At 66.5% G+C, this 25,832-nt stretch carries 25 protein-coding genes; 17 read left to right on the top strand and 8 right to left on the bottom strand.

The annotated features are described in order from the left end of the window. Positions 1-3 precede the first annotated feature (3 nt). Positions 4-396, bottom strand: a complete 393-nt coding sequence (locus tag WJU27_RS05365; protein ID WP_019918310.1) for a group II truncated hemoglobin — start codon at positions 394-396, stop codon at positions 4-6. Between the two features lie 157 nt (positions 397-553). Between WJU27_RS05365 and WJU27_RS05360 the strand changes: the two genes are divergently transcribed. Continuing rightward, entirely contained in the window at positions 554-1,324 is a 771-nt protein-coding gene (locus tag WJU27_RS05360; RefSeq protein ID WP_304025987.1) for a SapC family protein, read from the top strand. On the opposite strand, the gene WJU27_RS05355 is transcribed toward WJU27_RS05360, so the two are convergent. Continuing rightward, positions 1,321-2,739 carry an ATP-binding protein gene (locus tag WJU27_RS05355; RefSeq protein ID WP_341421367.1) on the bottom strand — a complete coding sequence of 473 codons (1,419 nt, stop codon included), beginning with the start codon at positions 2,737-2,739 and terminating at the stop codon, positions 1,321-1,323. The two genes, WJU27_RS05360 and WJU27_RS05355, sit on opposite strands and share 4 nt — an antisense overlap. A 24-nt stretch (positions 2,740-2,763) precedes the next feature. Continuing rightward, positions 2,764-3,492 (bottom strand): osmolarity response regulator transcription factor OmpR, encoded by a 729-nt coding sequence (gene ompR, locus WJU27_RS05350; protein WP_341421366.1) that lies wholly within the window; start codon positions 3,490-3,492, stop codon positions 2,764-2,766. Positions 3,493-3,689: 197 nt separating this feature from the next. On the opposite strand from ompR, the gene WJU27_RS05345 reads away from it, so the two are divergent. The 3 genes from WJU27_RS05345 to WJU27_RS05335 all read left to right on the top strand — a co-directional run bounded on the left by WJU27_RS05345 (position 3,690) and on the right by WJU27_RS05335 (position 5,497). Next, on the top strand, positions 3,690-3,956 hold the full coding sequence (locus WJU27_RS05345) for a hypothetical protein (protein WP_341421365.1): 267 nt from the start codon (positions 3,690-3,692) through the stop codon (positions 3,954-3,956). A 78-nt stretch (positions 3,957-4,034) separates the two neighbouring features. Then, positions 4,035-4,313, top strand: a complete 279-nt coding sequence (locus WJU27_RS05340; RefSeq protein WP_341421364.1) for a hypothetical protein — start codon at positions 4,035-4,037, stop codon at positions 4,311-4,313. Positions 4,314-4,459: 146 nt separating this feature from the next. Beyond that, positions 4,460-5,497: a DUF1501 domain-containing protein gene (locus tag WJU27_RS05335; protein WP_341421363.1), complete on the top strand. Its 1,038-nt coding sequence runs from the start codon at positions 4,460-4,462 to the stop codon at positions 5,495-5,497. A 7-nt stretch (positions 5,498-5,504) separates the two neighbouring features. On the opposite strand, the gene WJU27_RS05330 is transcribed toward WJU27_RS05335, so the two are convergent. Beyond that, positions 5,505-7,073 carry a response regulator gene (locus WJU27_RS05330; protein WP_341421362.1) on the bottom strand — a complete coding sequence of 523 codons (1,569 nt, stop codon included), beginning with the start codon at positions 7,071-7,073 and terminating at the stop codon, positions 5,505-5,507. Between the two features lie 135 nt (positions 7,074-7,208). On the opposite strand from WJU27_RS05330, the gene tsaB reads away from it, so the two are divergent. Genes tsaB through WJU27_RS05310 form a run of 4 tightly spaced genes read left to right on the top strand, consistent with a single transcriptional unit; the run spans position 7,209 to position 9,799 of the window. After that, positions 7,209-7,904: a tRNA (adenosine(37)-N6)-threonylcarbamoyltransferase complex dimerization subunit type 1 TsaB gene (gene tsaB, locus WJU27_RS05325; RefSeq protein WP_341421361.1), complete on the top strand. Its 696-nt coding sequence runs from the start codon at positions 7,209-7,211 to the stop codon at positions 7,902-7,904. Then, positions 7,904-8,392: a ribosomal protein S18-alanine N-acetyltransferase gene (rimI, locus tag WJU27_RS05320; RefSeq protein WP_341421628.1), complete on the top strand. Its 489-nt coding sequence runs from the start codon at positions 7,904-7,906 to the stop codon at positions 8,390-8,392. The genes tsaB and rimI overlap by 1 nt, the downstream gene beginning before the upstream one ends. 10 nt (positions 8,393-8,402) lie before the next feature. Continuing rightward, positions 8,403-9,191: a uracil-DNA glycosylase gene (locus WJU27_RS05315; protein WP_341421360.1), complete on the top strand. Its 789-nt coding sequence runs from the start codon at positions 8,403-8,405 to the stop codon at positions 9,189-9,191. A gap of 56 nt (positions 9,192-9,247) precedes the next feature. Next, positions 9,248-9,799 carry a glycine zipper domain-containing protein gene (locus WJU27_RS05310; RefSeq protein WP_341421359.1) on the top strand — a complete coding sequence of 184 codons (552 nt, stop codon included), beginning with the start codon at positions 9,248-9,250 and terminating at the stop codon, positions 9,797-9,799. Between the two features lie 77 nt (positions 9,800-9,876). Here the strand turns inward: WJU27_RS05310 and lplT are convergent, their stop codons facing one another. Next, positions 9,877-11,142 (bottom strand): lysophospholipid transporter LplT, encoded by a 1,266-nt coding sequence (lplT, locus tag WJU27_RS05305; RefSeq protein ID WP_341421358.1) that lies wholly within the window; start codon positions 11,140-11,142, stop codon positions 9,877-9,879. 246 nt (positions 11,143-11,388) lie between these two features. Between lplT and WJU27_RS05300 the strand changes: the two genes are divergently transcribed. The 3 genes from WJU27_RS05300 to radA are packed head-to-tail and all read left to right on the top strand — an operon-like array spanning position 11,389 to position 14,862. After that, positions 11,389-12,288 carry a LysR family transcriptional regulator gene (locus WJU27_RS05300; protein WP_341421357.1) on the top strand — a complete coding sequence of 300 codons (900 nt, stop codon included), beginning with the start codon at positions 11,389-11,391 and terminating at the stop codon, positions 12,286-12,288. Positions 12,289-12,334: 46 nt separating this feature from the next. Continuing rightward, positions 12,335-13,495: an alanine racemase gene (gene alr / locus WJU27_RS05295; protein WP_341421356.1), complete on the top strand. Its 1,161-nt coding sequence runs from the start codon at positions 12,335-12,337 to the stop codon at positions 13,493-13,495. Between the two features lie 5 nt (positions 13,496-13,500). Continuing rightward, positions 13,501-14,862, top strand: coding sequence for a DNA repair protein RadA (gene radA, locus WJU27_RS05290; RefSeq protein WP_296811373.1), 1,362 nt, complete (start codon positions 13,501-13,503; stop codon positions 14,860-14,862). A 295-nt stretch (positions 14,863-15,157) separates the two neighbouring features. On the opposite strand, the gene WJU27_RS05285 is transcribed toward radA, so the two are convergent. From WJU27_RS05285 to WJU27_RS05275, 3 genes are all read right to left on the bottom strand, one after another. Next, positions 15,158-16,051 carry a nitrate- and nitrite sensing domain-containing protein gene (locus WJU27_RS05285; RefSeq protein WP_341421355.1) on the bottom strand — a complete coding sequence of 298 codons (894 nt, stop codon included), beginning with the start codon at positions 16,049-16,051 and terminating at the stop codon, positions 15,158-15,160. Further along, the gene (locus WJU27_RS05280) at positions 16,045-17,244 is read right to left on the bottom strand and encodes a methyl-accepting chemotaxis protein (RefSeq protein ID WP_341421354.1); all 1,200 of its coding nucleotides are present in this window, start codon (positions 17,242-17,244) and stop codon (positions 16,045-16,047) included. The genes WJU27_RS05285 and WJU27_RS05280 overlap by 7 nt, the downstream gene beginning before the upstream one ends. Positions 17,245-17,419: 175 nt before the next feature. Beyond that, entirely contained in the window at positions 17,420-18,730 is a 1,311-nt protein-coding gene (locus WJU27_RS05275) for a DUF3422 family protein (RefSeq protein WP_341421353.1), read from the bottom strand. Between the two features lie 195 nt (positions 18,731-18,925). Here WJU27_RS05275 and WJU27_RS05270 point away from each other — a divergent pair, with 195 nt between their 5' ends. From WJU27_RS05270 to WJU27_RS05245, 6 genes are read left to right on the top strand one after another with little or no spacing between them, the layout of a single operon-like run. Continuing rightward, positions 18,926-19,564: a GspH/FimT family pseudopilin gene (locus WJU27_RS05270; RefSeq protein ID WP_341421352.1), complete on the top strand. Its 639-nt coding sequence runs from the start codon at positions 18,926-18,928 to the stop codon at positions 19,562-19,564. Continuing rightward, positions 19,561-20,016, top strand: coding sequence for a type IV pilus modification protein PilV (pilV, locus tag WJU27_RS05265; protein ID WP_341421351.1), 456 nt, complete (start codon positions 19,561-19,563; stop codon positions 20,014-20,016). Before WJU27_RS05270 ends, pilV begins: the two co-directional genes overlap by 4 nt. After that, entirely contained in the window at positions 20,013-21,083 is a 1,071-nt protein-coding gene (locus WJU27_RS05260) for a PilW family protein (RefSeq protein WP_341421350.1), read from the top strand. The genes pilV and WJU27_RS05260 overlap by 4 nt, the downstream gene beginning before the upstream one ends. Beyond that, complete coding sequence (locus tag WJU27_RS05255; RefSeq protein ID WP_341421349.1) at positions 21,080-21,691, top strand: pilus assembly PilX family protein; 612 nt, start codon at positions 21,080-21,082, stop codon at positions 21,689-21,691. Before WJU27_RS05260 ends, WJU27_RS05255 begins: the two co-directional genes overlap by 4 nt. 20 nt (positions 21,692-21,711) lie before the next feature. Further along, entirely contained in the window at positions 21,712-25,275 is a 3,564-nt protein-coding gene (locus WJU27_RS05250; protein WP_341421348.1) for a pilus assembly protein, read from the top strand. 16 nt (positions 25,276-25,291) lie between these two features. Beyond that, on the top strand, positions 25,292-25,750 hold the full coding sequence (locus WJU27_RS05245) for a type IV pilin protein (protein ID WP_341421347.1): 459 nt from the start codon (positions 25,292-25,294) through the stop codon (positions 25,748-25,750). Positions 25,751-25,832 lie beyond the last annotated feature (82 nt).

The following is a 25,832-nucleotide window of genomic DNA, read 5'->3' as shown; positions in this document are numbered from 1 at the left end:
AGATCAGCCCTCGCGATTGCGCATGTGGTCGGCGAGGTCCTCGATTGCGCTCAACAACTGCGCGTTGGCTTCGTCCGGCGGCAGCACTTCGTCCATCGCCATGCGCATGCACATGAGCCACTGGTCGCGCTCGGCTTCGCCGATGGTGAAGGGCAGATGACGCGCGCGCAGGCGCGGGTGGCCATAGGCCTGCACGAACAGCTGCGGGCCGCCGAGCCAGCCCGACAGATACATGAACAGTTTCTGGTTGGAGCCCGACAGGTCCGCCGGATGCAGCTTGCGGATGCCGTAGGCCTCCGGCAGCGTGTCCATCAGTTCGTAGAAGCGGTCAACCAGGCGGCGTATGGTCGGCTCGCCGCCGATGTGTTCGTAGAAGGTGGTGGCAGTCTGGGTCATGGCGTGGTGATTCTGCGTCGAGGCGTGATTTTATCGCGTTGCGGGACGGCTACATCGCGTGGACGGCGGTCGTTTTTCGCAGGGACGTCATCGCTGCCGGCATAGAATCGCGGCGCTGCGCGTCGCTTACATGACCCGAGCCGAACCGAGGACTGCCATGAAGACCCTGCTTTTCTACGACAACGTGGTCGTGCTGAACCGCGACACCCACCGCGACCTGCGCCTGAAGCCTCAGGACAACCTGAAGTTCGCGGCGGAAACCAATTGCGTCCCGCTGGCCCTGGTCGAGTTCGGCGACGTCGCCCGCGAGTACCCCATCGTGTTCGCCCGCCTGCCCGGCGGTCTGGTGCCGGTCGCGCTGCTTGGCCTGCGCGACGCCGAAAACCTTTATGTCACGCCGGAAGGCAAATGGGACGCGCGTTACGTTCCGGCCTTCGTCCGCCGCTACCCCTTCGTCGCGGTGCAGGACAACAACGCGCCGGACAAGCTGCTGGTGTGCATGGACGACAAGTTCCCCGGCTTCAACACGGAAGAGGGCGAACGCCTGTTCGACGAGAACGGTGCGGAAACCGATTTCCTGAAGAATGCGCTCGCCTTCGTGCAGGGCTATCAGAACGAGGCGCAGCGTACCGCCGAGTTCTGCCGCGAGGTCGAGCAGCTCGGCCTGCTCAACGAGATGAGCGCGATGGCGGAGCTCAACGACGGTCGCAAGTTCCGCCTCGACGGCCTGTGGGTGATCGACGAAGCCAAGCTGCAGGCGCTGTCGGCGGCAGCGGCCGTCGATCTGTTCCGTCGCGGCTGGATGGGTCTGGTCTATGCGCAACTGCTGTCACTCGGCCACCTGCGCATCCTGCTCGACCGCACCGCAGCGCGCGGCGCGGCCGACGCGCCGGCGACCGCCGAGGCGGCAGAAGCGACCAAGCACTAACTTTTCACGCTTGCCGCGTTTGCCGTCACCGGCAGGGTCAGGCGGGCGATGAGCCCGCCGCCCTCGCGCGGCAGCAGGTCGAAGCGCCCGCCGTGCGCGCGCATCGTGCGCTCGACGATGGCCAGCCCCAGTCCGGCGCCGCTCTGACCGGTGCGAGAGTTGTCGAGCCGGGTGAACGGACGCTTCAGCCGCTCCACCTGTTCCGGCGGAATACCCGGGCCACGGTCGCTCACGTCTATCCGGACCTCGTTGCCATCCAGACTGCAGTTCAGCTCTATCGGCTGGTCCTCGCCAGCGTGGCGCAGCGCATTGTCGATCAGGTTGTTCAGGCAGCGGCGGATGGCCAGCGGGCGAAAGCGCATTGCCGGCAGTGGATCGATATGACCGGTACTGACCGGCTTGTCGTGGCGCGCGTAGGCTTGCGCCGCTTCGAGCACCAGACTGGCCAGATCGCCGTCTATCGGCTCCTCGCCGGTGGTGATGCGCGCGAAATCGAGGAACTGGCCGATGATCTTGTCCATGTCGTCGATGTCGGCGCTCATGTCGCGCACCGTTTCGGGGTCCAGCCCGGCCAGTTCCATGTCGAGCCGCAGACGGGTCAGCGGCGTGCGCAGATCGTGCGAGATGCCGGCCAGGATCAGCGCGCGCTCGTCCTCGTTGCGAGCGATGTCGTCCGCCATCTGGTTGAAGGCGTGCGCCACTTCGGCCAGTTCCTCGGCGCCGCACTCGGCCAGCGGGGCAGGGCGCTCGCCGCGTCCGATGGCCCGCGCGGCGCGCTTCATCGCCGCCAGCGGTCGCGTCACCCGCTGCACGATCAGATAGGCGCCGCCGAGCGCGAGCAGCAGCGCCGCCGTGCCCCAGCCGATCACCTCCAGCGCCAGCGGGCGCTCGATGCGGTTGCGCGGCAGCATGAGCCAGTAGTCGTCCACGCCTTCCTCGTCGGCAATGCTGAAGCTGACGAACAGTCCGCTCTGCAGGCCCTTGGTGACGACAATGCGCGTGCGCGGGTCGAGCCGCTTGCGCAGTTCCTGCTCGATGGCGCGCAGCGTGCTGTCGCCCCTGACCGGCTGGAAGCCCGGAATGTCGCCGTCGGGATAGATGCGCAGGCCTTCGCGCATCGACAGTTCGGTCAGCAGTTCGAGCCGGCGCTGCGGATCGGCGCTGACCAGCGAGGCGCGCGTCAGGTTGATCACGCTGATGACGATCTGCGCCGCCTGCTGGGCACGCGGCCCCTGTTCGAGCCAGCTGTAGATGCCGGACCAGGCCAGCACCGACGCGGTGAGCAGACCCGCCAGCAGCAGGAAGGTGCGCGCGAGCAGCGAACGCGGCAGCAGCGTGAAGCTGCGCAGCGGGCGGCTCAGGTTCTGTCCGGTCCAGCGCGTCAGGCTGCCGCGCCGGCGTGCCCGCTTCACCACGTCGGGGCGTACCCGGGGCGCGCGTCAGCCATGCCGGGTGCCGTCGGGCACGAACACGTAGCCGAAGCCCCACACTGTCTGCAGATAGCGCGGCTTGGCCGGATCGTCCTCGACCAGCTTGCGCAGACGCGACATCTGCACGTCGATCGAGCGGTCGAAGGCGTCGTACTCCCGGCCACGCGCCAGTTCCATCAGCTTGTCGCGCGACAGCGGCACGCGCGGCGACTCGAGCAGCACGCGCAGCAGCGAGAACTCGCCGGTGGTGAGCACCTGCTCCTGTCCGTTGCGGGTGAGCGTGCGCGCCGCCAGATTGACCTCGACCTGGCCGAAGCGCACCACGCGTTCGTCCAGCGTCGGCGCGCCCGGCGGCGGTTTCGGCGCCTGGCGACGCAGTACCGCGTTGATGCGGGCGACCAGTTCCCGCGGGTTGAAGGGCTTTGGCAGGTAGTCGTCGGCGCCCATTTCGAGACCGACGATGCGGTCGACCTCGTCGCCCTTGGCGGTCAGCATGACCACCGGAATCGTATTGTCCTGCGCACGCAGTCGTCGGCAGATGGCGAGGCCGTCCTCGCCCGGCAGCATCAGGTCGAGCACCATCAGGTCGTACAGTTCGCGAGCCAGCGCGCGATCCATCTGTGTGCTGTCGGCTACCGCCTTGACCGTGAAGCCCTGTTCGCCGAGATAGCGTTCGAGCAGCGCGCGCAGGCGGACGTCGTCATCGACGACAAGTATCTTGCGTTTTTTTTCTTCCATGGACCGATGCTACCCGAGCGCATTGGCGCAATTCAATTGCGCCGTGAGCGGATGTAACGCACCTGCAGGGTGGTTACCCGCGCTTACAAAGCGCCGCCACCCCCTCACACAAGGCTTACAGCCGCTGCACAGCATTGAGCCCAAGGATATCGGACGCTGGGCTTCAGGGGGATGACAGGGTGAGCAGATGCAGACTGATGGGCATTGCAGCGCTTTGCGCGGCACCGGCCTTCGTCATGGCAGCGGTTGTGCCGGCTGTGCAGACGCCGCCGGGAGGGGTGGGGTCGGCCGTTCAGGCCGCCGCCCCCGCGAACGACAGACCGGAGACGGCGGGCAACAGTGTTGCGGATTCGCACCTGCTGCTGCAGTACGCGCTACACCGCTCCAGTCGCTACCTCTACAATCCGGGCGACGGCGCACAGTTGGCCGGCGCGGCCGGCCTCCTGGAGACTGTTGAACACTAGCGATTTGAGGAGCGTAATCGGATGAAGTGTGCTGACCTTGCCGGCTCGCGACTGTACGGCATCCTTGCCGGATCCTGTGTGGGTGCGGTGTTGTTCGCATCTGCACCGGCTTTGGCAGGCCCCGGTGAAGCGGGCGGGCGTCGGGATTTCGTCGAGCCGCAGCGCTTCGAGCGTGTGATTCCGGCCGGGGCGACGTTGCAGCCGATGCGCCGTTTCGACGAGGAAGCGAGCCCGGTCCGGCGTCTCGACTTCGGTGACCAGCGCGGAAACCGCATGACGCCTGAAGAACGTCGCCAGCTGCGACGCGACATCCGCGATGCGGCCCGCGAGCTCTATCGCGATGCACCTCGGCCGTGACCGGCTTCGGCCTCCCGCTTCGCTTTTCCCAGTTTCGCCCGTTGTCCGCTACAGCAGTTTCGGCCCACACCTCCTCTTCGTGGGTTGCCGCGCAGCGGCATTGCGACCTGCCCCCAGGGGCAGGTCTTTTGTTTTCGGGGGCCTGAATGGACCGTAGGCATTTTCTGCTGACCGCCGGAAGCGCGTCGCTGGCGCTGGCCAGCGAACTTCGCGCGAGCGAACCTGCGCCTGCTCCACGACTGCTGTTCCTGATCGACCTGGCCGGCGGCAATGACGCGCTGAATACGCTGGCACCGCACACCGACCCCGCCTACTACCGCGCCCGTCCGACCATTGCACTCGACCGCCGCACGGTCCTGCCGATCGCACCGGGTCAGGCCCTGCATCCGTCACTGCGTCCGTTGATGCCGCTGTGGGATGCCGGTGAGCTTGCGCTGGTGCAGGGGGTGGGCTGTACGGGCGGCAGCGTGTCGCATCACCGTGCCACCGAAATTCTCGACAGTGCCTTGCTCGAAGACGCGCCGCTGCAGACCGGCTGGCTGGCGCGCTGCCTGTCGCTGCACGACGGCATCCGCCACGCGGCGACGCAGGCCTTGACGGTGTCGTCCGACCTGCCGGGACCTGTACACGGCTTGCCGCGCTGCCGCCGACTGGCCGACGAGTATCCGGAGAATGTCGCCGGGCGCTTCGGCTTTCCGCAGGACGTGCTCGGATGCGCACTGGCGCAGGCCTGCGCCGAACTGCTGTCCGGCTCGGATGCCGCGGTGGTGCGGGTGGCGCTCGATGGCTTCGATACGCACGAGAACCAGCCTTCGGCCCACGCCCCTTTGCTGGCTTCGCTCGCCGCGTCGATGACGGCGCTGCGCAGCGCGCTGAGCGCCATGGGGCGCTGGCGCGATACGCTGGTCCTCACGCGCAGCGAGTTCGGGCGACTGGCGCACGAAAATCTGAGCGCTGGCACCGACCACGGCAATGCCGGCATCCAGCTGCTCACCGGCGGTCGCGTCGTCGGCGGACTGCATGGCCGCGCATTGAGCTTCGATGCGCTCGATGCACGCGGCGCCTTCGTGCCGGCGGTCGACTTCCGGTCGGTCTATGCATCGATCTCGCGCGACTGGCTCGGTGTCAGCCCGGTTGCCGCCTTGGCGGCAACGCCGCCGCTGCCCGGATTGCTGCACGCCTGAGGCGCGATCAGACGGCGCGGGCGGTCGGCTTGTGGCGGTCGTAGCCGTGCTTCTGCGCGACGCGGTTGTACTGGATGTGCGCGTCGATCACGCGGCGCTCGCGCGGCGCGAGCGTAAACACGTCGATCAGGATGTTGCGCGCGTCCTCGGCGACGGCGTCGTCCCAGCGCGGGTCGAGCTGCCTGATCAGTTCGGCCAGTCGAGCCAGTTCGGCGTCGACGTGGTCGAGGTCGGGACCGGCTGCGCTTTCCTCGGCAAGATTTGCTGCGGCTGCCTGCGCGCGCTCGCGGGCCGAGCGCGCGTTCTGGCGTTTCAGGCGGTTGGACACCGTACCGCCGGCGGCTTGGATCTTGTCGACCAGACCGGCTGCGGCGTCCTCGTTATTGGTGGCGAAACAGGCTTCGGCCAGTTCGCTGGTCGCCAGCGTGTCCGGCTTGCTGAGCCGCGCGTGCGCCTGCAGTGCCCGGTTGATCGCTTCGCGCGCGCCGCCCTCGTCTCCGCGCTGCGACAGCATGCGCGCCTCGACCACGTCCGACAGCACCGCCGCCGTATCGCTGCCGCCGAGCAGACCACGCATCGATTCGAAGCGGGCATTCAGTTCTTCCGCCGCTTCGGGCAGTTCAATCAGACTCTTGATCAGCGTCAGATGGTCCTCGGCGCTGGCCAGTGACGTCCCTTCGGTACGCTCGACCACGCGGCGCATCACGCTTGCCGCACGCTCGACGTCACCTGACTCGAGACAGATCTCGCCGATGCTGCGCAGCCGACGCAGATTGTCCGGCGCGATCGAGTCGGCGCGTTCGTAATAGGTGCGCGCCTGTTCGAGTTCGCCATTGCGCTCATGCAGCTCACCGAGGAAGTCGTACACGCCCATGAACTCGGGAAATTCCTCGTTGATCTCGGCAGCGTGGCGTGCGGCCTCGGCCACGTCTCCACGTTCGCGCAGCACCATCGCATAACCGATGCGCGCCCAGGGCACGGTGTTGCGGGCCATCACTGCCTTGTAGATCTCGGTGGCCTCGTCGAGGCGACCGAGGGCGATCAAGGCCTCGGCCCGGATTCGCAGCGCGTCCATTGAGTAGCGCGGCTGGCTGGCGAGCACCTTGTCGCACTCTTCTATCAGCGCTTCGAGATTGCGCGCGGCCATCTGTTCGTAGATCGACTTCAGTGCGTGCTTCTTCTCGACTGCCTTGACCAGGCGTTCGCCGAGCTGACCGGACGTGAAAGGCTTGAGCAGATAGTCGTCGGGCGCGAACTCGGCGGCCGCGACGACGCGCTTGCGGACGCGCTCTCCGGTCACGATCATGAAGACCGAGGACAGCGGCAGGATGTCGTTCAGGCGCAGTTCTTCAAGTACTCGCAGTCCGTCCTGCTTCTCACCGAAGTTGTAGTCGCACAGCACGACGTCGGGGGTAGCTGCCGAGCATTGCCTCAGCAGGTCGGCCGAGCTGCCGGCCATGCCCACGTGCTTGACGCCCGCCTGCGACAGCTGCGTGCGCACCCAGGTACGCACGACCTGATTCGCGTCGGCGATGACCACGCGCATCTTGTCGAGGACTTCGGTCGGCAGGAACATGAGGTGTGACGGACTCCGGACACTGGGGCACAGTCAGGTGTAACGGCGGTACCCGCGTCGAACTTGAAGTATCCGCCCGCGCGGCGGGCAACAGAAGCCCCTACAATTCGCCTTTGTCCCCTGTTGCTGCACTGCATGAAGCTGCTTGCTCTCGAAACGTCCGCTGAAACCGCCTCCGTCGCGCTGTGCCTCGATGACCGCATGTTGTCGAGGGAAGGGGGAACACCGGGCACCCATGCGCAGTTCATCCTCGGCTGGGTGGGCGAACTGCTGGACGAGGCGGGCCTGACGCTGAACCAGCTCGATGCGATCGCGTTCAGCGCCGGCCCGGGCAGCTTCACCGGCCTGCGGCTGGCCGTGTCGGTGGCGCAGGGACTGGCGCTCGGTGCCGGGCTGCCGCTGGTGCCGGTGCCGACACTGGATGCACTCGCGCTGGGACGTGGCGACGGGCTGCATCTGTGTTGCGTCGATGCGCGCATGAGCGAGGTCTATAGTGTGGCCTGCGAGGTGCGGGACGGGCAGGTCGAGGCGCGCACCGACATCCGGGTCGGACCGCCCGACAGCCTGCCGCCACCGCCGGACGGCCCGGCGCACTGGCACGGTTGCGGCAGCGGTTTCGCACTGGCGCCGCTCGCTCAACTGGCGTGGACGGCACATCTCGCTTCGATCGATGCCGCCGCCGCGGTGCATGCGCGCGATATCGCCCGGCTCGGTGCGATCCGGCTGGCCGCGGGCCTGTCCGTCGATGCAGCGCTGGCGGCGCCGCTGTATGTGCGCGACAAGGTGGCGCAGACCACGGCCGAACGACTGGCCGCGGGAGGCCGCGCTTGATGGCGGCGGCCGGCGTCAGCTTCGGCACGGTCACCTCGTTCGCGCCGATGCGCGACGAAGACCTCGACGAGGTGGCACGCATCGAGCGCACGCTGTTCGATTTCCCATGGACGCGCGTCAATTTCGCCGACTCCCTCAGTGCCGGGTACTGCTGCCGCACCATGTGGCAGGGACGCTCGATGGCGGGTTACGCGGTCATGATGTGCGTGCTCGACGAGGCTCACCTGCTGAATCTCAGCGTGGCGCGCGAATATCAATGCCACGGACTCGGCCGGCGATTGCTCGCCCACCTCGGCCGCGAGGCGAAGAATCATGGTGCGGCACGCATGTTTCTTGAGGTCCGGCCGTCCAACGTGGCCGCGCGTGCGTTGTACGAGCGTACCGGCTTTCAGCCGATAGGGCGGCGCCCACGCTATTACCCGGCGCTGGACGGTCGAGAGGATGCCATCGTGATGAGCGCTGAACTGGACGACACATGGATGCAATGAGGTCACCGCGATGAGCCGCCGCGATTCGATGCTGCGCGAAATGGGTATCGCGCCGCTGTGGCGCGATCGCGCTTCGCCGTCGCCGCAGCAGGCCACGGTCGAGGCGCTGCCGGATGCGCAGGCACCGGCCGAGGCGTCGCGTCCGGCTGCACCGGTGCGCGTCGAAGCTGCACCTGCACGAGCTGTCACGCGAGTGGTGACGCCAAAGGTGACGCCAATCGCTGCGCCGTCCTCCACCGTGTCAGCCGAGGGGTTGGGTTGGGACGAACTGGAACAGTGCATCCGCGCCTGTCAGGCTTGCCGTCTGGGCGAGCGTCGCACGCAGGCGGTGCCCGGCGTGGGCGACCGCGAAGCGGACTGGCTGTTCGTCGGAGAAGGACCGGGCGCAGAAGAGGACGCGCGCGGCGAGCCCTTCGTTGGCCAGGCCGGCAAGCTGCTCGATGCGATGCTGGCCTCGCTCGGGCTGGCGCGCGGCCACAAGGTCTACATCGCCAACGCGGTGAAATGCCGGCCGCCAGGCAATCGCACGCCCGAGGCGGATGAGATCGCGACCTGTCACCCCTATCTGGATCGTCAGATCGAACTGATCCGGCCGCGCATCATCGTCGCGCTCGGCCGGCCTGCCGCACAGACGCTGCTCGGCGGCGAGATCAAGATTGCCGCTGCGCGTGGCCGTCTGTTCCAGCGCAAGGGCGTTCCGGTGGTGGTGACCTATCATCCCGCCTATCTGCTGCGTAACCCGCAGGACAAGGCGCGGGCCTGGGAAGATCTGTGTTTCGCGCGTGCCAGCGTCGTCTGACAGCGCCGGTGTCTGACCGGCGCTAGCATCGCGCCACTTTCATCCGGAGTCCCTACGTGTACACCCTCAGAAACTTCGCAATCGCCCTCAGTCTGACCGCGTTTGCGGCGCCGCTTCTTGCCCAGCCGCCGGCCCATGCGCCGGCGCACGGCTGGCGCAAGAAGAACGATCCGCACTACGTCGGCTATACCGGCTACAAGTGGAACGACGACTACGGCATCCGCTCCGGCCGTTGCAACCGCGAAGCGGTCGGCGCGGCACTGGGCGGGACGGTGGGCGGTCTGGTCGGATCGGCGGTGTCGGACCGTGACAGCCGCCTCGTTGCCATCGTGCTCGGCACCACGATAGGCGCGCTGATTGGTGCCCGCATCGGTCGTGACCTCGACGAGGCGGACCGCGCCTGCATCGGTCACGCACTTGAACTGGCCGACAACGGCAAGCCGGTGCACTGGATGTCGGAAGGCGTCAGCTACACGCTGACACCGGGCAAGGCAAGCGGGGATGGCTGCCGCAGCTACACGCTGCGCGGCGAGGCGAACGGCCGCAGCGACACGTCGAAAGGGACGGCCTGTCGCCGTGATGACGGCGCCTGGGTGCCGCGCGGCTAGGGTCTCTTGCCATTGGAACGCGAAGGGCGCGAATAATCACAGGCAACGGACCCTAGACGGCGATCCGACGGCGCCGGTCAGTGGATCGCGCCGTCGTCCAGCTGCGCGACGTCGTCGTGCCGGCGTTGATTGGCGTGGTGCCATTTGCGCACCGCGTACATGGTCGCCGCGACGAAAGCGCCGAACAGGATCATGACGATGTAGACCGACAGGCCGGCCGCCAGCAGGGCGGCGTAGAGCCCGGTCATGATCAGGATGGACAGGTTTTCGTTGAAGTTCTGCACGGCGATCGAATTGCCGGCACCCATCAGCATGTGGCCGCGGTGCTGCAGCAGCGCATTCATCGGCACCACGAAGAAACCTGCACAGGCGCCGATCAGCACCAGCAGCGGTACCGCCAGCCACAGATTGCTCACCAGCACCATCAGCGGCACCAGTACGCCCATCGCGATGCCGAGCGGAATCACCCGTACCGAGGCGCGCAGGGAAATGCGGCGTGCCGCCATCACCGCGCCGATGGCGATGCCCACCGCCACCACGCCCTGCAGCTTGGATGCCTGGGATAGCCCCATGCCGAGGGCGCGGTCGGCCCAGTCGATCACGATGAACTGCAGCGTGGCGCCCGCTCCCCAGAACAGCGTGGTGACCGCCAGCGAAATCTGCCCCAGCTTGTCCCGCCACAGACCGGTGAAACAGCGGCCGAAGTCGACGAGCAGTGCGAGCGGGCTGGCGTGCAGCGGCTTCATCGGTACGCCGGTATCCGGAATGTAGAGGTTGAAGAATGCTGCAAGTGCATACAGTCCGCCGACGATGATCAGGCTGACCTCGACCGTGGTGTCCAGACCGGTGTCGATCAGCGGCAGGTCGATGGCAAGCAGGCGCGCGCTCAGCGAGGGATCGATCAGCAGTCCGCCCATCAGCACACCGAGGATGATGGCGCCGACCGTCAGGCCTTCGATCCAGCCGTTGGCGACGACCAGCAGACGGTGTGGCAGGTATTCGGTCAGGATGCCGTACTTGGCCGGTGAATAGGCGGCCGCGCCAAGACCGACGACAGCATAGGCAAACAGCGGGTGCACCCAGCCGAACATCAGCGCACAGCCACCCACCTTGATCATGTTGCTGATGAACATGACCCGTCGCTTCGGCATCGAGTCGGCAAAGGCGCCGACGAAAGCGGCCAGCGCCACGTAGGAAATCGTGAAGAACAGCTTGAGCAGCGGAATCTGCCAGCCCGGGGCCTGCATGTCCTTCAGCAGATAGATGGCAACGACCAGCAGGGCATTGTCGGCGAGCGCGGAGAAAAACTGCGCCGCCATGATGATGTAGAAGCCAAAAGGCATCGAACGTCTGCGGCCGGATCAGGCCGCCGGCCGGGCGAAAAAAGTGCGCCTTTATACCATGAACCCCTTGACGCCCTTGCCGCCCCCGCGCTTCGTGTCACAAAGCGTATCCTGTCGCGCCGCAACACGATTTCGGCATCCGCAGCGCTGCTGTCGCATCGCGTCCACTGACGCATTTTGGTTTACCCGCCAACCCCGACTTGGTCTATAACCACGAGGGCAGGCGTCACTTATATAGAGGGAAAAATGCCCGATAGAAGGCTGGAAGTCTTTCACGCAGCAGCGAGCCAGATGTCGTTCACGCGCGCGGCGGAACTGCTGCAGATGACCCAGCCTGCGGTCACTTTCCAGATCAAGCAGCTGGAGGAGCATTTCGGCACCCGCCTGTTCGAGCGCGCCCACGGCCGCGTGTCGCTGACGCCCGAAGGCGTCAAGGTGAAGGACTACGCCGACCGCATCCTCGATCTGTTCGCCAGTCTCGAGAACGAGTTGCAGGCGATGGCCACCGACCTGCGCGGCCACCTGCTGATCGGTGCCACGCCCACCGTCGCCGAGTACCACCTGCCGCCGGTGCTGGCGGAATTCCGTATCGCCCATCCGAACGTGGTGCCGCGCCTGACCGTCGACAATCCGGACGTGATCGAGGACATGGTGGATCAGCGCGTGCTCGATATCGGCATCGTTGAAGGCCTCGGACGCGGCGGCTCGCAGGTGATGGTCGAGCCCTGTGCCGAGGACGAACTGGTGGTGGTCTGTTCACCCGATTTTCCGCTCGCCAAGCTGAAGGAAGTAACGCCCGAACACCTGCTGCTGCACCCCTGTGCCGGGCGCGACGCGGGCAGCGTGCGTGCGCTGCTCGAGAACTACCTGTCGCGCGGTGGCGTCGATCCGGCCAAGCTGCCGCTGGCGTTCGAGCTCGATCGACTGTCTTCGGTCAAGGGCGTGCTCGAGCGCGGACTGGCCTACGCCATCCTGTCACAGGCGGCCATCCGCCACGAAACCAGCCTCGGGCTTCTGGTGGCGATACCGCTGCGCCCTCGGCTGGTGCGGCACATGACGCTGCTGTACCCGTCGGAACGCTTCCGCACCTATATGGCGAAACAGTTTGGCGAGTTCGCTGCAACCCGGCTGTCCCAGCGCCGATAGTACAATCCGGGGCTTCGCAGCTCGCCGTTCCCGCCGAACGCCCCTCATGTCGCGCCCGCACTACACCGAACCCTTTCCGCTTTTCCGACCCATCCACGCCTGCATCGATTTCGATGCGCTGCGCCACAACTACCTGCGCACACGCGAACTCGCCGGCGGCGCGAAGATGTGGGCGGTGATCAAGGCCAACGCCTACGGTCACGGCATCATGCGCATTGCGCGCGGCCTGGCGACGCTGGCCGACGGCTTCGCACTGCTCGACCTCGAGGACGCCGTCCGTCTGCGCGAAGCCGGCATCACGCAGCCCATCCTGCTGCTCGAAGGTTTCTTCGGCGCCAAGGACCTGCCTGAAATCGCCGCGCGCAGGTTGTCCACTGTGGTGCACACGCTGGAGCAACTCGACTGGCTCGAATCGGCGCAACTGCCGGCCGGCGCGCGCATTCCGCTCTTCCTCAAGGTGAACACTGGCATGAACCGGCTCGGCATTACGCCGGCCCAGGTGCCCGCGGCGCTGGCGCGCCTGCGCGCCTGGCCGCACGCCGGTCAGATCGGCCTGATGACCCATTTTGCCGACGCCGACGGCGAGCGCGGTGTCGATGCCCAGTTCGCGCGTTTCGCGCCGCTGGCCGCCCAGTTCGACGGTCCGGTGTCGATGGCCAATTCCGCCGCCTTGCTGCGCTTCCCGCAGACGCACGCCGACTGGGTGCGCCCCGGCATCCTGCTGTACGGCGCCAGTCCGGCCACTGCCCACGCCACGGCAGCCGACATCGGCCTGAAGCCGGTCATGCGCTTCGAGGCGCGGGTCATCGCGGTGCAGCACCTGCAACCGGGTGACCGCGTCGGCTACGGCGGCATGTTCACTGCCGAGCGCTCGATGCGCGTCGGCACCGTGGCCTGCGGTTACGCCGACGGCTACCCGCGTCACGCGCCGAGCGGCACGCCGGTGGCGGTCGATGGTGTGCGCAGCCGGCTGGTTGGCCGGGTGTCGATGGACATGATCGCCGTCGACCTGACCGACATCTCGCAGGCCGGCCTCGGCAGCGTGGTCGAACTGTGGGGCGAGCATGTGTCGCTGGACGAAGTGGCGCTGCGCGCGGGCACGGTCAATTACGAGCTGGTGTGCGCGCTGGCGCTGCGCGTGCCGGCGGTCGAGATCGGTGCGGCCGAACTGACCGAGCCGCAGCCGACTGTCGCGCTCGCCCGCTGACATCGATGGCAAAGCCGAAAACCAGTTACGTCTGCAATGAATGTGGTGCGGTCAGCCCGAAATGGGCTGGCCAGTGCGCCGACTGCAAGGCCTGGAATTCACTGGTCGAAACGGTGCCGGAGCAGGGCACCGGCGCGCACCGCTTCGCCTCGCTGGCCGGCACCGCAAAGGTACAGGCGCTGGCCGACATCCGGCCGCGCGAGGAACCGCGCCTGCCCACCGGGCTCGACGAATTCGACCGTGTGCTGGGCGGCGGCCTGGTGCCGGGCGGCGTGGTGTTGATCGGTGGTGACCCCGGCATCGGCAAGTCGACGCTGCTGCTTCAGGCGCTAGCCCAGCTCGCGCCGCGCGTGCCGGCGCTTTACGTGACCGGCGAGGAATCGGGCGAACAGGTGGCGCTGCGCGCGCAGCGGCTGGCGCTCGACCCGGCCGGCATGCAGCTGCTGGCCGAAATCAATCTGGAGAAGATCGGCGCCGCGCTGAACGATACGCGACCGCGCGTCGTGGTGATCGACTCGATCCAGACCGTCTATTCCGAACAGCTCACGTCGGCGCCCGGTTCAGTCGCTCAGGTGCGCGAATGCGCGGCTCAGCTCACGCGTGCGGCCAAGCAGGCCGGGCACAGCCTCATCCTGGTTGGTCACGTGACCAAGGAAGGCACGCTGGCGGGGCCGCGCGTGCTCGAGCACATCGTCGATACGGTGCTCTATTTCGAGGGCGAAACCGGATCGAGCTTCCGTCTGGTCCGCGCCTTCAAGAACCGCTACGGCGCGGTCAATGAACTGGGCGTGTTCGCCATGACCGAGCGCGGGCTGCGCGGCGTGTCGAATCCGTCGGCGCTGTTCCTGTCGCAGCACGCGCAGCCGGTGCCGGGTTCCTGCGTACTGGTGACGCAGGAAGGTACGCGACCGCTGCTGGTCGAGATACAGGCGCTGGTAGACAGCGCGCACGGCAATCCGCGCCGGCTCACCGTCGGGCTCGACAGCGCGCGCCTGGCGATGCTGCTGGCGGTGCTGCACCGGCACGCCGGCGTCACCTGCGCCGACCAGGACGTGTTCGTCAATGCGGTGGGTGGCGTCAAGATCGGCGAGCCGGCCGGCGATCTGGCCGTGCTGCTGGCCATCGTGTCGTCGCTGAAGAACCGGCCCCTGCCAGCCAAGCTGATCGCCTTCGGCGAAGTCGGTCTTGCCGGCGAGATCCGGCCAGCCCCGCGTGGTCAGGAACGTCTGCGCGAGGCGGCCAAGCTTGGCTTCACCCATGCCCTTATTCCGCGCGCCAACGCACCGAAGCAGGCGATCGACGGGCTGACCGTCATACCCGTGGAACGGCTGGAGGAAGCATTCGCGCGGCTGCGCGAGCTGGATTGACGAAGGTTGCGGAAGCGGTCTCCTGCCCGCGACTGAGACCTGAAACGAAACCGGCGACCTGCATACGCCGCGTCGCGGCCAAGGCCGCTCCCACAGGGAGGGCGCCAGACTCGCAGCAGGAGGCTTGGCAAGGGTTCTGTGGGAGGGGTCTTGACCCCGACGGCAGCCTGCATCGAAGCCTGCGGACGACGGCAGCCAAGTCGCGGCCAAGGCCGCTCCCACAATAATCGCGCCTGATCTAGCTGCCGAGGGACGACTTCGAGCACATCCGCGGCCTGTCCACGCGCACGAACGCTCAGTGCGCCGCCATGGCGGGCTGCAGCAGCGCAGTCGGCGCCTGCAGTTCCCGTCGCAGTTCGACACCGCATTCATCGACCCACGCATACACGCTGTCGATGGCGCGGGTCGCTTCGGCGAACCAGGCCTGGGCAGTGATGCCGCCTGTCTCGCCCAGCAGATTGCGGCGCAGCGTCGTCATCATGCCGCCGACATTGCGTCCAGCCTCGATCGCGGCGCGGCTGCCGTCGGCCGCAGCCAGTGCCTGCCGGACCAGCGCATCGATGCGTGCGGCGAGGAACATCAGGCGTACGCGCGCCACCGGTGCGCACTGACCGCGCGACGCGACGCCGGTGCCGATGGCGCGGGCCTGACCGAGGTATTCGGCCAGCGCCGGCAGACTGGCGACGTGGTTGCGTACGCGGCCCGCGTCGACGCGACCGGCCGCGCCCAGTTCGACCCGACTTTCGCCCAGCGCGTCCAGCCACTCAAGCGCACGCGACACCAGTTGGCCGTGGCGGCTCAGGCTCTGTTCGGGCAACAGTCCGCCATTGCCGAGCAGCTCGGTCAGTTCGCGCCACTGGAAGCGGAACACCATCAGTTCGTTGTGAGTGAGGCAGGCACGCGGCATCGCCTCCTCGGCGCGCACGGTGCCGTCGAGTGTCGCGATGCAGCGATCGATCTCCAGCTGCCGTTGCCGCATCTGCGGGGCGAAGCTGGCATCGCCCGCCAGCCATGCGACGCTCATGCCACGGTGCTGTTGCAGCGTGCGCACCAGCTGCAGCAGCAGCGCACAGTCGTCGAGCGCGCGCAGTGCCGTGTGCGCAGTCTGCGAGGCCGTTCTGCGCCGGTGCCAGGACAGCAGCGCCAGGGCCACTATCAGCGCGGTGGAGATGAAAATTGCATTCAGCATGTCGGCTCGAAGCGGTAGGTTTTGAGTGTGTCGCCGAGCTGTCCGGCCATCTGTTCGAGATAGCCCGACAGTTCCTGGTTGTCATGCACCAGATGCTCGTTCCGTTCGGCAAGGCCGGCGACCTGTTCGACGTCGCGCGCCAAAGCTTCGGCGGCACGGCTCTGTTCGATGCTGGCCTGGGCGATTTCGGTCACCGCGTGCAGCGTGGTGTCGATCTGTGCCGCGATATGCTGCAGGCCGGCGAGCACAGTGGCCGTGTCAGCGGAGCCCAGCGCGACTTCGTCACCGGCAGCGCGCAATGCCTGGCTGGCGGCCGACACTTCACCCTGCAGGCGCTCGATCAGCGCCTGAACCTCGTCAGTGGCCTGCCGGGTCAGGCCGGCCAGCTTGCCCACTTCGTCGGCGACCACGGCGAAGCCACGCCCGGCCTCACCGGCGCGCGCCGCCTCGATCGCTGCGTTGAGTGCCAACAGATTGGTCTTCTCGGCGATCGAGGCGATGGTGCCGACGATGCCGCCGATGTCGATCGAACAGGTATCAAGCTGGGCCATGCGTTCACCGGCTGTCTGCATGTCGGCGGCGATGTCGTCCATGCGCAGGCCCAGCTGTCTGCCTGTGCGCATGCCGTCGCCAGCTGCCTCGTGCGCGGCGCGCGCCATTGCGGCGGCGTCGCCGGCCTGTTCGGAACTGAGGGCGAGACTGGTCGACAGCTGTTCCAGCGTGGCGGCCGATCCGACGGTGACTTCGCGCTGCGAGCGCACGCCGCTGTCGCCGGCCTCGGCGTTGGCGCTGCTCTCACGCGCCGAGTGCTCCAGCTCGCGTACCGCGCGCGACAGGCGAGTCATCAGACGGACGAACGAGCGCGCCATGCTGTTCATGCTCTCCAGCAACGCAGGCGCGTCGATGCTGCCGGGCTGCAGACGGGCGGTCAGTTCACCGCCTTCGAGTGCCATGGCGAAGTAGGTGAGGGCCTGTTGGGCGCGCGCTTCGCGTCGGCGTTGCAGTGCCAGGCAGAACACGCTTGCAGCGAGCGCTGGCAGCGCAGCGGACGCCGCCCAGCCCGACAGGCTGGCGAGCCAGCCGGCGGCAAAGGCCAGCACGATGGCAAGCGCGCCGTGCAGCGAAGTCGAGAGCGGAAGACGCAGACGGACGGTCGTCTGCGAGCTCGTGTCTGGGAGCGTAAGCATATTCATGCCCGCGCTCATGCAAGAGGCAGGCCACCCGCCGCCTCCGCATTCCCGCGCGGGAAATGTTGCGCCGCCCGTGGCGCGACGCACACCGTCGGTGCGCGCGCACCGATGCCGAGCGCATCGTCGGCATGGTGCCGCCGCCGGCTCGGCTAGCGTTCGACGACCCGGGGGCGGTCGCTCAGTGCGCGCCTTCTTCCGCCGCGAGCTTGCGGCGCATGCGCCGCAGGCCGAGCGCGACAAGACCGGCGATGACCGGAATCGAGATCGCGGTGATTGCCTCCGGACTCAGCGGCAGCAGATGCTTCACACCCTTGGCCAGGTACTGCACCAGCTGCGAGGCGTAGTAGGTGATGGCGACGATCGACAGCCCTTCGACCGTCTCCTGCAGACGCAACTGCAGACGCGCGCGCCGGTTCATCTGCGCCAGCAGTTCCTGGTTCTGCCGCTGCAGTTCGATGTCGACCCGGGTGCGCAGCAGTTGCGAATTGCGCGCGACGCGGCCGGACAGATCGTCCTGGCGCCGGGCAATCGCCTCACAGGTGGAGATCGCCGGCGCAAGGCGGCGGTCCATGAACTCGCCTATGGTCGGGAAGCCTTCGATGCGCTGTTCGCGCAGTTCGGCGATGCGGCTCCGTACCAGCCGGTAGTAGGCCTGGGCAGCGCCGAAGCGGAAGGTGGTGCGGGCGACCGAGTGCTCGACTTCCGCCGCGAGGCGCGTCAGGTGCGACAGCACGCTGCGTTCGTCCTCGGCACTGGATGCGCTGCCCATGCCGTCCATCAGATTGGCCAGTTCGCCCTCGGCGCGACCGAGCAGTCGACCGACGTCCTTGGCCACCGGAAAGGCGAGCAGGGCGATGATGCGGTAGGTCTCGATCTCCAGCAGCCGCTGCACGGTGCGCCCGGCCTGCCGCGGCGTCAGCCGCTCGTCGAGCACCGTGTAGCGCGACCAGCCGTCGGTCAGCATGAAATCGGTGAACACCCAGGCGGCACCGTCCGACACCTGGGCGCCGACCGCCTGCCGCCCGCTGGCGATCAGCCTGTCCATCACGCTGCGCGGCGGCAGTTCGGCGGTGGAGCGCAATTCAATATGGGTGGCCACCATCAGCGAGCCCGGCAGGCCGTCGAACCAGTGCGCCGGCACGGATGCCAGTGCGCCGCGGGCGCAGTCCTCACCTTCCGATGGCGTGCGGAAGAAGGCGTAACTGGAGAACTCGTTGTGGCGCTCCCACTTCAGCTTGAAGTCGCCGAGATCGAGTTGAAGGTGCCCCCCCTCGGCGAGCGGCAGCGGGCGGGCGTAGGCGTCGGCCAGCGCCTGCAGGTGACGAAGTTCGTCGTCCTCGCGCACGCCGTCATGCATCAGCGCCACATAGGACACCAGCTGCGGATGCGCGACCGGCACCGGTGGTCGCGCGTGCAGTTCGTTGTTCAGCTTGTAGCGCAGCGGATGTTCGGTCAGCTTGCCGGCGGTGGCGTGGTCGGGCGTCGTCATGAAGAGGGAGCGTGTGATGTCCGGTGCGCATTGTGCAGCAGAGCAGGGCGGTGCGGGCGCGTGACGCATTTCACGCAAGCGGTCGGCGCCGCGCCGTTCGGGTGATGACTTCTGCCGTTCGTCATCGTCGGGTCGAGATTGCCGCCGCGCTGATTTAACCTCAAGTCACAAATTCTCCGCATGGACGTGCAGCTCATGATTCCTGCCAGGTCAGCCCAGCACGGCTTCACCTTGATCGAACTGATGATCGTGGTGTTGCTGCTGGCCATCATTTCAGCGTTCGCGCTGCCTGCGTTCCAGAGCTTCATTGCGTCGAACCGGCTGACGTCGCAGGCAAACGAACTGCTCGCCGGACTGAATCTGGCGCGCTCCGAGGCGGTACGCACGCAGCGCCGCAGCGTACTCTGCCGCGCCACGACGTCGAACGGAACGGTGGCCACTGCGTCCGGCTGCGTCACGACCGCCGACACTCAGCCCTGGCAGGGTTGGTTCGTCTTTGTCGATGAGGACGCCGATGGAGTGTTCGACGCGTCGGAAGTCGTGCTCCGGGAGCAGGTGATCACCGGCAGTTCCCTGAACCTGGTGTCCGATGAGGCGCTGCGCACAGCGGGCAACCGCATCGCGTTCCGGCCGGATGGTCTGGCGCGGGCGCCCGGCTCGCTTGCGCTGCAGGGTGCGGTGATCAGCGTCTGCGACAGCAGCGGTGCGCTCGAGGTGACCGCCAATGCGCGCAACGTGACGCTGCTGTCGGGCAGCCGTGTGGCGGTCACGCGTGCAGGCAATGCGAGCTGCGGTGTGACTGCGCCGGCGGAAGCAACGGAGGAAGGAGCATGAACGGGCCCGTCGGAACACATCGGCAATCCGGTGTTTCGCTGATCGAAGTGCTGGTTGCGCTGTTCGTTCTCGCGTTCGGCATGCTCGGCATTGCCGGCATGCAGACCATGGCGATGAAAGCGAACCAGAGTGCGTTCGAACGGAATGCTGCGGTGATCTCCGCCAATTCCATCGTCGAACGCATACGCAGCAACCAGCAATGGACGCGCGACGGCAGCTATAACCGCGCACTGCCAACTGGCGCGTGTACCGCCCCCGAAGGGCTGGATCGGGTGTCGCGGGATATCAATGCCTGGCTGACCGAATTGAGGAACAACCTCGGTGACGCAGCCTGCGGTGGCATCAACTGTGCGGGCAGCCCCGTCTTCTGCCGCATCTCGGTCCGCTGGGACGACAGCCGGGTGCAGGGGGGCGCAGCGGCGCAGGTTTTCGAGGTGGACGTACGCATATGAGGCGGCTCACAAACACGCAGCGCGGTATCTCGCTGGTCGAGGTGATGGTCGCCCTGGCGCTGGGGCTGATCGTGTCGGTCGGCGCACTGTCACTGATGCTGGGCAACCGGCAGTCCTACCGAACGACCGAGGCACTGGCTCGGGTGCAGGAGGCAACGCGCATCACCTTCGACCTGATGTCGCGCGATCTGAGGGCGTCCGGCATCAACGCCTGCAGTGGCGGTGTGCGGGTGATGAACCTGCTCACCAACCCGACGACGCGCTGGTGGACCGACTGGAGTGGCGGCCTGCGCGGCTTCGACAACACCGACGTCTCCGGGGCCGTGGCCATTGGCTCGGGAACAGGCTCGCGGGTCGCCAACACCGACATGATCGAACTGATGCACGGCTCGACCAATGCGCTGCCCGTCAAGGTGCACAACGCATCTGCGGCGGATGCGACGCTCGCCGGCCTGACCGTGCCGGCGCGATCGATCGCACTGGAGAAGCCGGGTGGCCAGGGACACAGCTTCGTGGCCGGAGACCTGCTCGTGGTCTGCGATTACGAAGATACGACGATATTCCAGGCCACCGGCGTCAATGCCGATGCCAACTCCGTCGCGCACGCATCGGTGACCGATTCGCCCGGGACGCCCGGCAATTGCGCCAACACATTGGGTTTCCGTCCGAGCTGCGCTTCCGTGGTCACGCGGTCCTTCCAGCCGGGCTCGCAGCTGATGCGTTTTGAGCCTGTCGCCTGGTTTGTCGGCAACAACGGTCGCACCGGCAGCGAGAGCAGCCCCACCTCTCTGTACCGCATCCGCGTCGTCAATGATGGCGCCGGTAACGCGGGTCCAGTCGTCGAGGAGGTGGTCGAAGGGGTGCGCGACATGCAGCTCCGCTACATGTACGACCGCGATGACGAGTACCGGCTCGCCGGTACGGTGGCGGACTGGCGCCTCGTCACCGGCGTCGAGATCACTCTAACCATCGAATCACCTGAATCCGGCACGACCACCAGCACGACGCAGCCGCGGCTGACGCGCACGCTCACGCACGTGGTCAATCTGAGGAATCGTGTGCCATGACATTCCATATTCATTCCAGGGCCCGTCAGCGTGGTGCGACCCTGCTGATCGCGCTGGTCATGCTGGTCGTGATGACGCTGCTCGGCCTTGCCAGCATACGCAGCACCAGCATGCAGGAGCGCATGGGCGCCAATCTGTATGACCGCAGTCTTGCCTTCCAGGCCGTCGAGTCGGCGCTGCGTGAGGCGGAAGCACGGATCAGCATCAATACCGCGGTCACCAACAGCACTGGATTGTATTGCCCGCCCAACGGTGTGCCGCCCAGTTGCGCGGCTCCCGGGCCGTCCGCAACCGAGTCGGCCACAGAGAGCGAGACGCCCTCGGCCTCCAGTGCAACCTATGTCGAACGCTGGAAGGATCCGACCACGACCTGGGCAAGCGCCACCACCTGGTGGGGCAGCGTCGACGACGACATGAAAGCGCGGCTGGGCGGAACCAACCGGCAGCCGCAATACATCATCGAATACATGGGCATGTCGGAAGACGGCACCGGCTGCGGCCAGCGCGGAGACACCAGCTGCCGCGGACCGCGCTATCGCGTGACCGCACGCATGCCGCCTATCGACGGCCTGCCCAACGTTGTTCTTCAGACCAACTACCGGCCGTGAATTCACTCGGAGTACGCATCATGAGCGCAATCCCCTCCCGCTTCGGCTGGCGCAAAAGCGCACTGAGTGCCGCATTGCTGGCTGCGTTTGCGTCGGCGCCGGTGAAGGCGCAGACCGAGATGTCGAATCTGCCGCTGGTGCTCAACGTCACCGCTGCGCCGAATGTAATGATGATTCTCGACAACTCGGGGTCGATGCTTTACGAGTCGCTGCCGGACTACTTCCGGGACATCTGGGATTTCGAACTGGCGATGCGCCACACCGGCAGCACCAGCATTTACATGCCGGATTACGACGACCTGAACATTTTCAATCTGGCGCTCCGGTCGTCGTCGCTGAACCGCATCTACTACAACCCCAACGTCACCTACCGCACCTGGACGAACGCGGACGGAACCGGCTATGCCCAGTCTTCGCCGACAGCCGCGCCGATCCGTCCAGGCTCGACCACGACGATAGATCTGACCACGGAAAAGACGCACACCTTCCGCTGGCGGACAAACACGACGGCCACGACGTTTTCCGCGAGCTCTTCCTCGGTCCCGCGTACCTTCTCCTGCCCGGACGGCCCGGACGGCAATACGCAACCCGACGACACCTGCGCCCAGACCTACGCGCCGATGACCTTCTTTGTTCATAAGGGCACGGGATCGATCTACGAGCGGGCGAACTATTACCGCTACCGCATCGTCGGCGCTGCCGCCACGCGCAAGGACTTGGCGGATGGCACCGAAACCGCGGTAACCAGCTTCAGCTGGGCGGGCGGAATTACGCGCACGCTGGACCAGGAAAAGCAGAATTTCGCCAACTGGTACACCTACAACCGCAGCCGCATCAATGCAGCCAAGGGGGGGGTGAGCTACGCATTCTCGACCCTCGGACAGAATTACCGGGTCGGCTTCCGTACCATCAACAGCACGACGGGATGGCTGGATATCCCGACCGACGGCACCTTCTCGGACACGAATCGCAGCAACTTCTTCACCAGCCTGTTCGATGCCGTCGCCGACGGCAATACGCCGCTGCGTACTTCGCTGTGGAATGCCGGCGCCTACTTCTCGACGGCTGCGCCCTGGGGGCCGAACGTGGGCGGCGCGCCGCTCAGCTGTCGTCAGAGTTTTGCCATCCTGACCACCGATGGCTACTACAACGACAACAGCACGGTGTACTCCACCGCGGGCAATGCCGACGGCACCAAGGGCCGGCCCTACGCGGATACGCAGTCGGTCACGCTCGCAGACATTGCGATGTACTACTACGACACCGATCTGCAGCCCGACATCGAGAACAACGTGCCGACCACCCCGGAGGACGGCAACAACAGGCAGCACATGAACACGTTCGGGGTTTCGTTCGGCCTGACGGGGTCGCTGAACACCGCAACCGATCTGCCACGCCTGACCTCCGGCGAAATTTCCTGGCCGAGCATCTCGACTGATGCCGGCAAGCTCGACGATCTGTGGCACGCGACGATCAATGGCCGCGGCCAGTTCGTCAATGCGGGTGACCCGCAGGAATTTGCCGATGGCCTGAAGGGCGCGCTGGACTCCATCGTCGCGCGCACCGCGTCGTCGTCAAACCTGGGCGTTTCGTCGGCCCAGCTGCGGCAGGGCAGCCGGGTGTTCCAGGCGCGATTCACCAGCGAAGTGTGGACCGGCGACATCTGGTCCTTCCTGATCGGCAGCGACGGACAGATCCCGACGGATCCAGAATGGCGGGCCTCGGAGCGGGTGCCGGCGCCGGCCAGCCGGAACATCTATACGCGTAACGGCAGCACTGCGGTCCCTTTCGTATGGGACCAACTCAGTGACACGCAGAAGACCACGCTGGGCAACAACAGCGCCGTGCTCGACTACCTGCGCGGCGTGCGCAGCGGCGAGTCGAGCGAAGGTGGCACCTTCCGCAACCGCTCGTCGCTGATCGGCGACATCGTGCATTCGTCACCGGTCTATGTGGCGGAACCAGACGACTTTGCCTACGAACGTTTTTCCTGGCCCGGCGCGTCGACCTACCAGACACACCGGACGCTGCGTGCGGACCGCACACCGATGCTCTATGTCGCAGCGAACGACGGCATGCTGCACGGTTTCGTCGCGAGTACGGGTGCGGAGCGCTTCGCCTACGTGCCGTCATCGTCGCTGGCGCAGATGTATCAGCTGACGCGGCCCAGCTACACCCACCAGTTCATCAACGACGGCGCACTGACCGTGGCCGACGTCTATGACGCCGGTACCGCGAACGCGTGGCGCACGCTTCTGGTGGGTTCCACCGGTCGCGGCGGGCGTCAGCTCTATGCGCTCGATGTCAGCGACCCGACCATCCCGGCGGACAACCCGGCCGGTCGGCGCGTGATGTGGGAGTTCTCGGACGCCGATTTCGGCAAGTTCACCGGCAAGCCGGTCGTCGGCCGGATGAACAACGGCGACTGGGCGGTGCTGGTGGGCAATGGCTACAACAGCAACGAGTACAAAGGCTTCCTGTTCGTCGTCAATGCAACGACCGGTGCGCTCATCCAGAAGATCGACACCGGCGCCTGCCCGGAAACCGATGACCCCTGCGTCAGCAATGGTCTGGCCGAAGTGACGACCTGGGACGAGGACAGCGATGGCGACATCGACTACGTCTATGCCGGTGATCTGCGCGGCAATCTGTGGCGTTTCGATGTCACCTCAAGCACGCCGTCCCAGTGGAAGGTGTCGTTCGGCACCGACACATCGCCGCTGCCGCTGTTCCGGGCGCGCAATGGGTCGGGTACGCCGCAGCCGATCACCTCCAAGGTCGAAGTGCTGCTCGACCCCTCCACCGGCACGCGCTGGGTGTCCTTCGGTACTGGCCAGTTCCTTGGCGATACCGATCGCTCCAGTACCGCGCTGCAGACCTGGTACGGTCTTTACGACAACTACGCGAATGCGGCCACCTCTCCGGTGAGCGGCCGCTCAGATCTTGCGCAGCGCGTGGTGCTTGTCGAAACCACACAGACGACGACCACGGAGACAGAGAACGCCGAAGGCGAGACCGAAACGACCAGCGAAAGCGTCAAGGTGCGGGTCATCTCCGCCCAGGGCGACACGACAGGTGGCGACCGGGTCATCGATGCGGATGGCACCTACATCCGCAAGGGCTGGTATCTCGATCTGGTTCCTCCCACCGGAACGGCGGCGGGCGAACGCATGATCTATGGCGTGCAGGCCTTCGGTGGCGCATTGTTCGCGACCAGTGCAATTCCCGCCGACGATCCCTGCACGCCGGGCGGCTCTGGCTGGCTGATGGCGATCGACCCCTACACCGGTGGTCGCCTCGACGCTGACCTGTTCGCCAACCGTACCCAGGTGACCGTCACCTCGGGCGATTCGAGCGTCAATTACTACGTCAGCGCGGTGGGCACCGGATCGATGCCGTCCAGCCCCATCCTGGTTCGCAACGAGGGAGGGTCCGGCAACCAGAGCGGTGGCTCGACCGGCGGCACAACGGTCGGGCGTTCGGACGCACTGGTCAATACGTCCGATCTCGGTATCCTGCGCGAGCGCCTGAACCTGCCCGACCGCTTCGGCCGGATTTCCTGGCGCGAACTGATCGCCGACTGACACGGAATACACACAGATGAACACTGCACACAACACTCGCCTGCAGCGCGGTTTCACGCTGATCGAACTGATGATCGTGGTCGCCATCATCGGCATCCTCGCCGCGATCGCCTACCCGAACTACACGCAGTACGTGATAGACAGCCGGCGCGCGACGGCGGCGGCGTGTCTTTCCGAACAGGCGCAGGCGCTCGAGCGCTTTTTCACCACCAATCTGAGGTATACCGGCGGCGGCACCAACCTGAACACGCGGCAGTGTGTTACCGACCTGGCCGGCTTCTACACCTTCGCATCCAACATCGACGAGGACACGCCACGCGCATTCGGTATCACGGCGACGCCGCTCAACGCCCAGTTGAACAACGACAGCAAGTGCGGGTGCGTGCTGACGCTGAACCAGACCGGCACCAAGGGCGCGTCCGGTTCGGCTGCGCGCTGTTCGACCGCGGCTGGTGTGTCGGCCTGCTGGAAGTGAGTGGCAGACACCGAAATTGACACGGAACGGCGTGCCGCCGGCCAGGGGGCGCTCAAGCTGCAAGGTGGAAAGGCCGTAGACG

It is taken from the genome of Methyloversatilis sp. NSM2 (assembly GCF_038066675.1).
GTDB classification, from domain to species: Bacteria; Pseudomonadota; Gammaproteobacteria; order Burkholderiales; family Rhodocyclaceae; genus Methyloversatilis; species Methyloversatilis discipulorum_A.
This window is presented reverse-complemented; position numbering and strand designations above follow the sequence as displayed.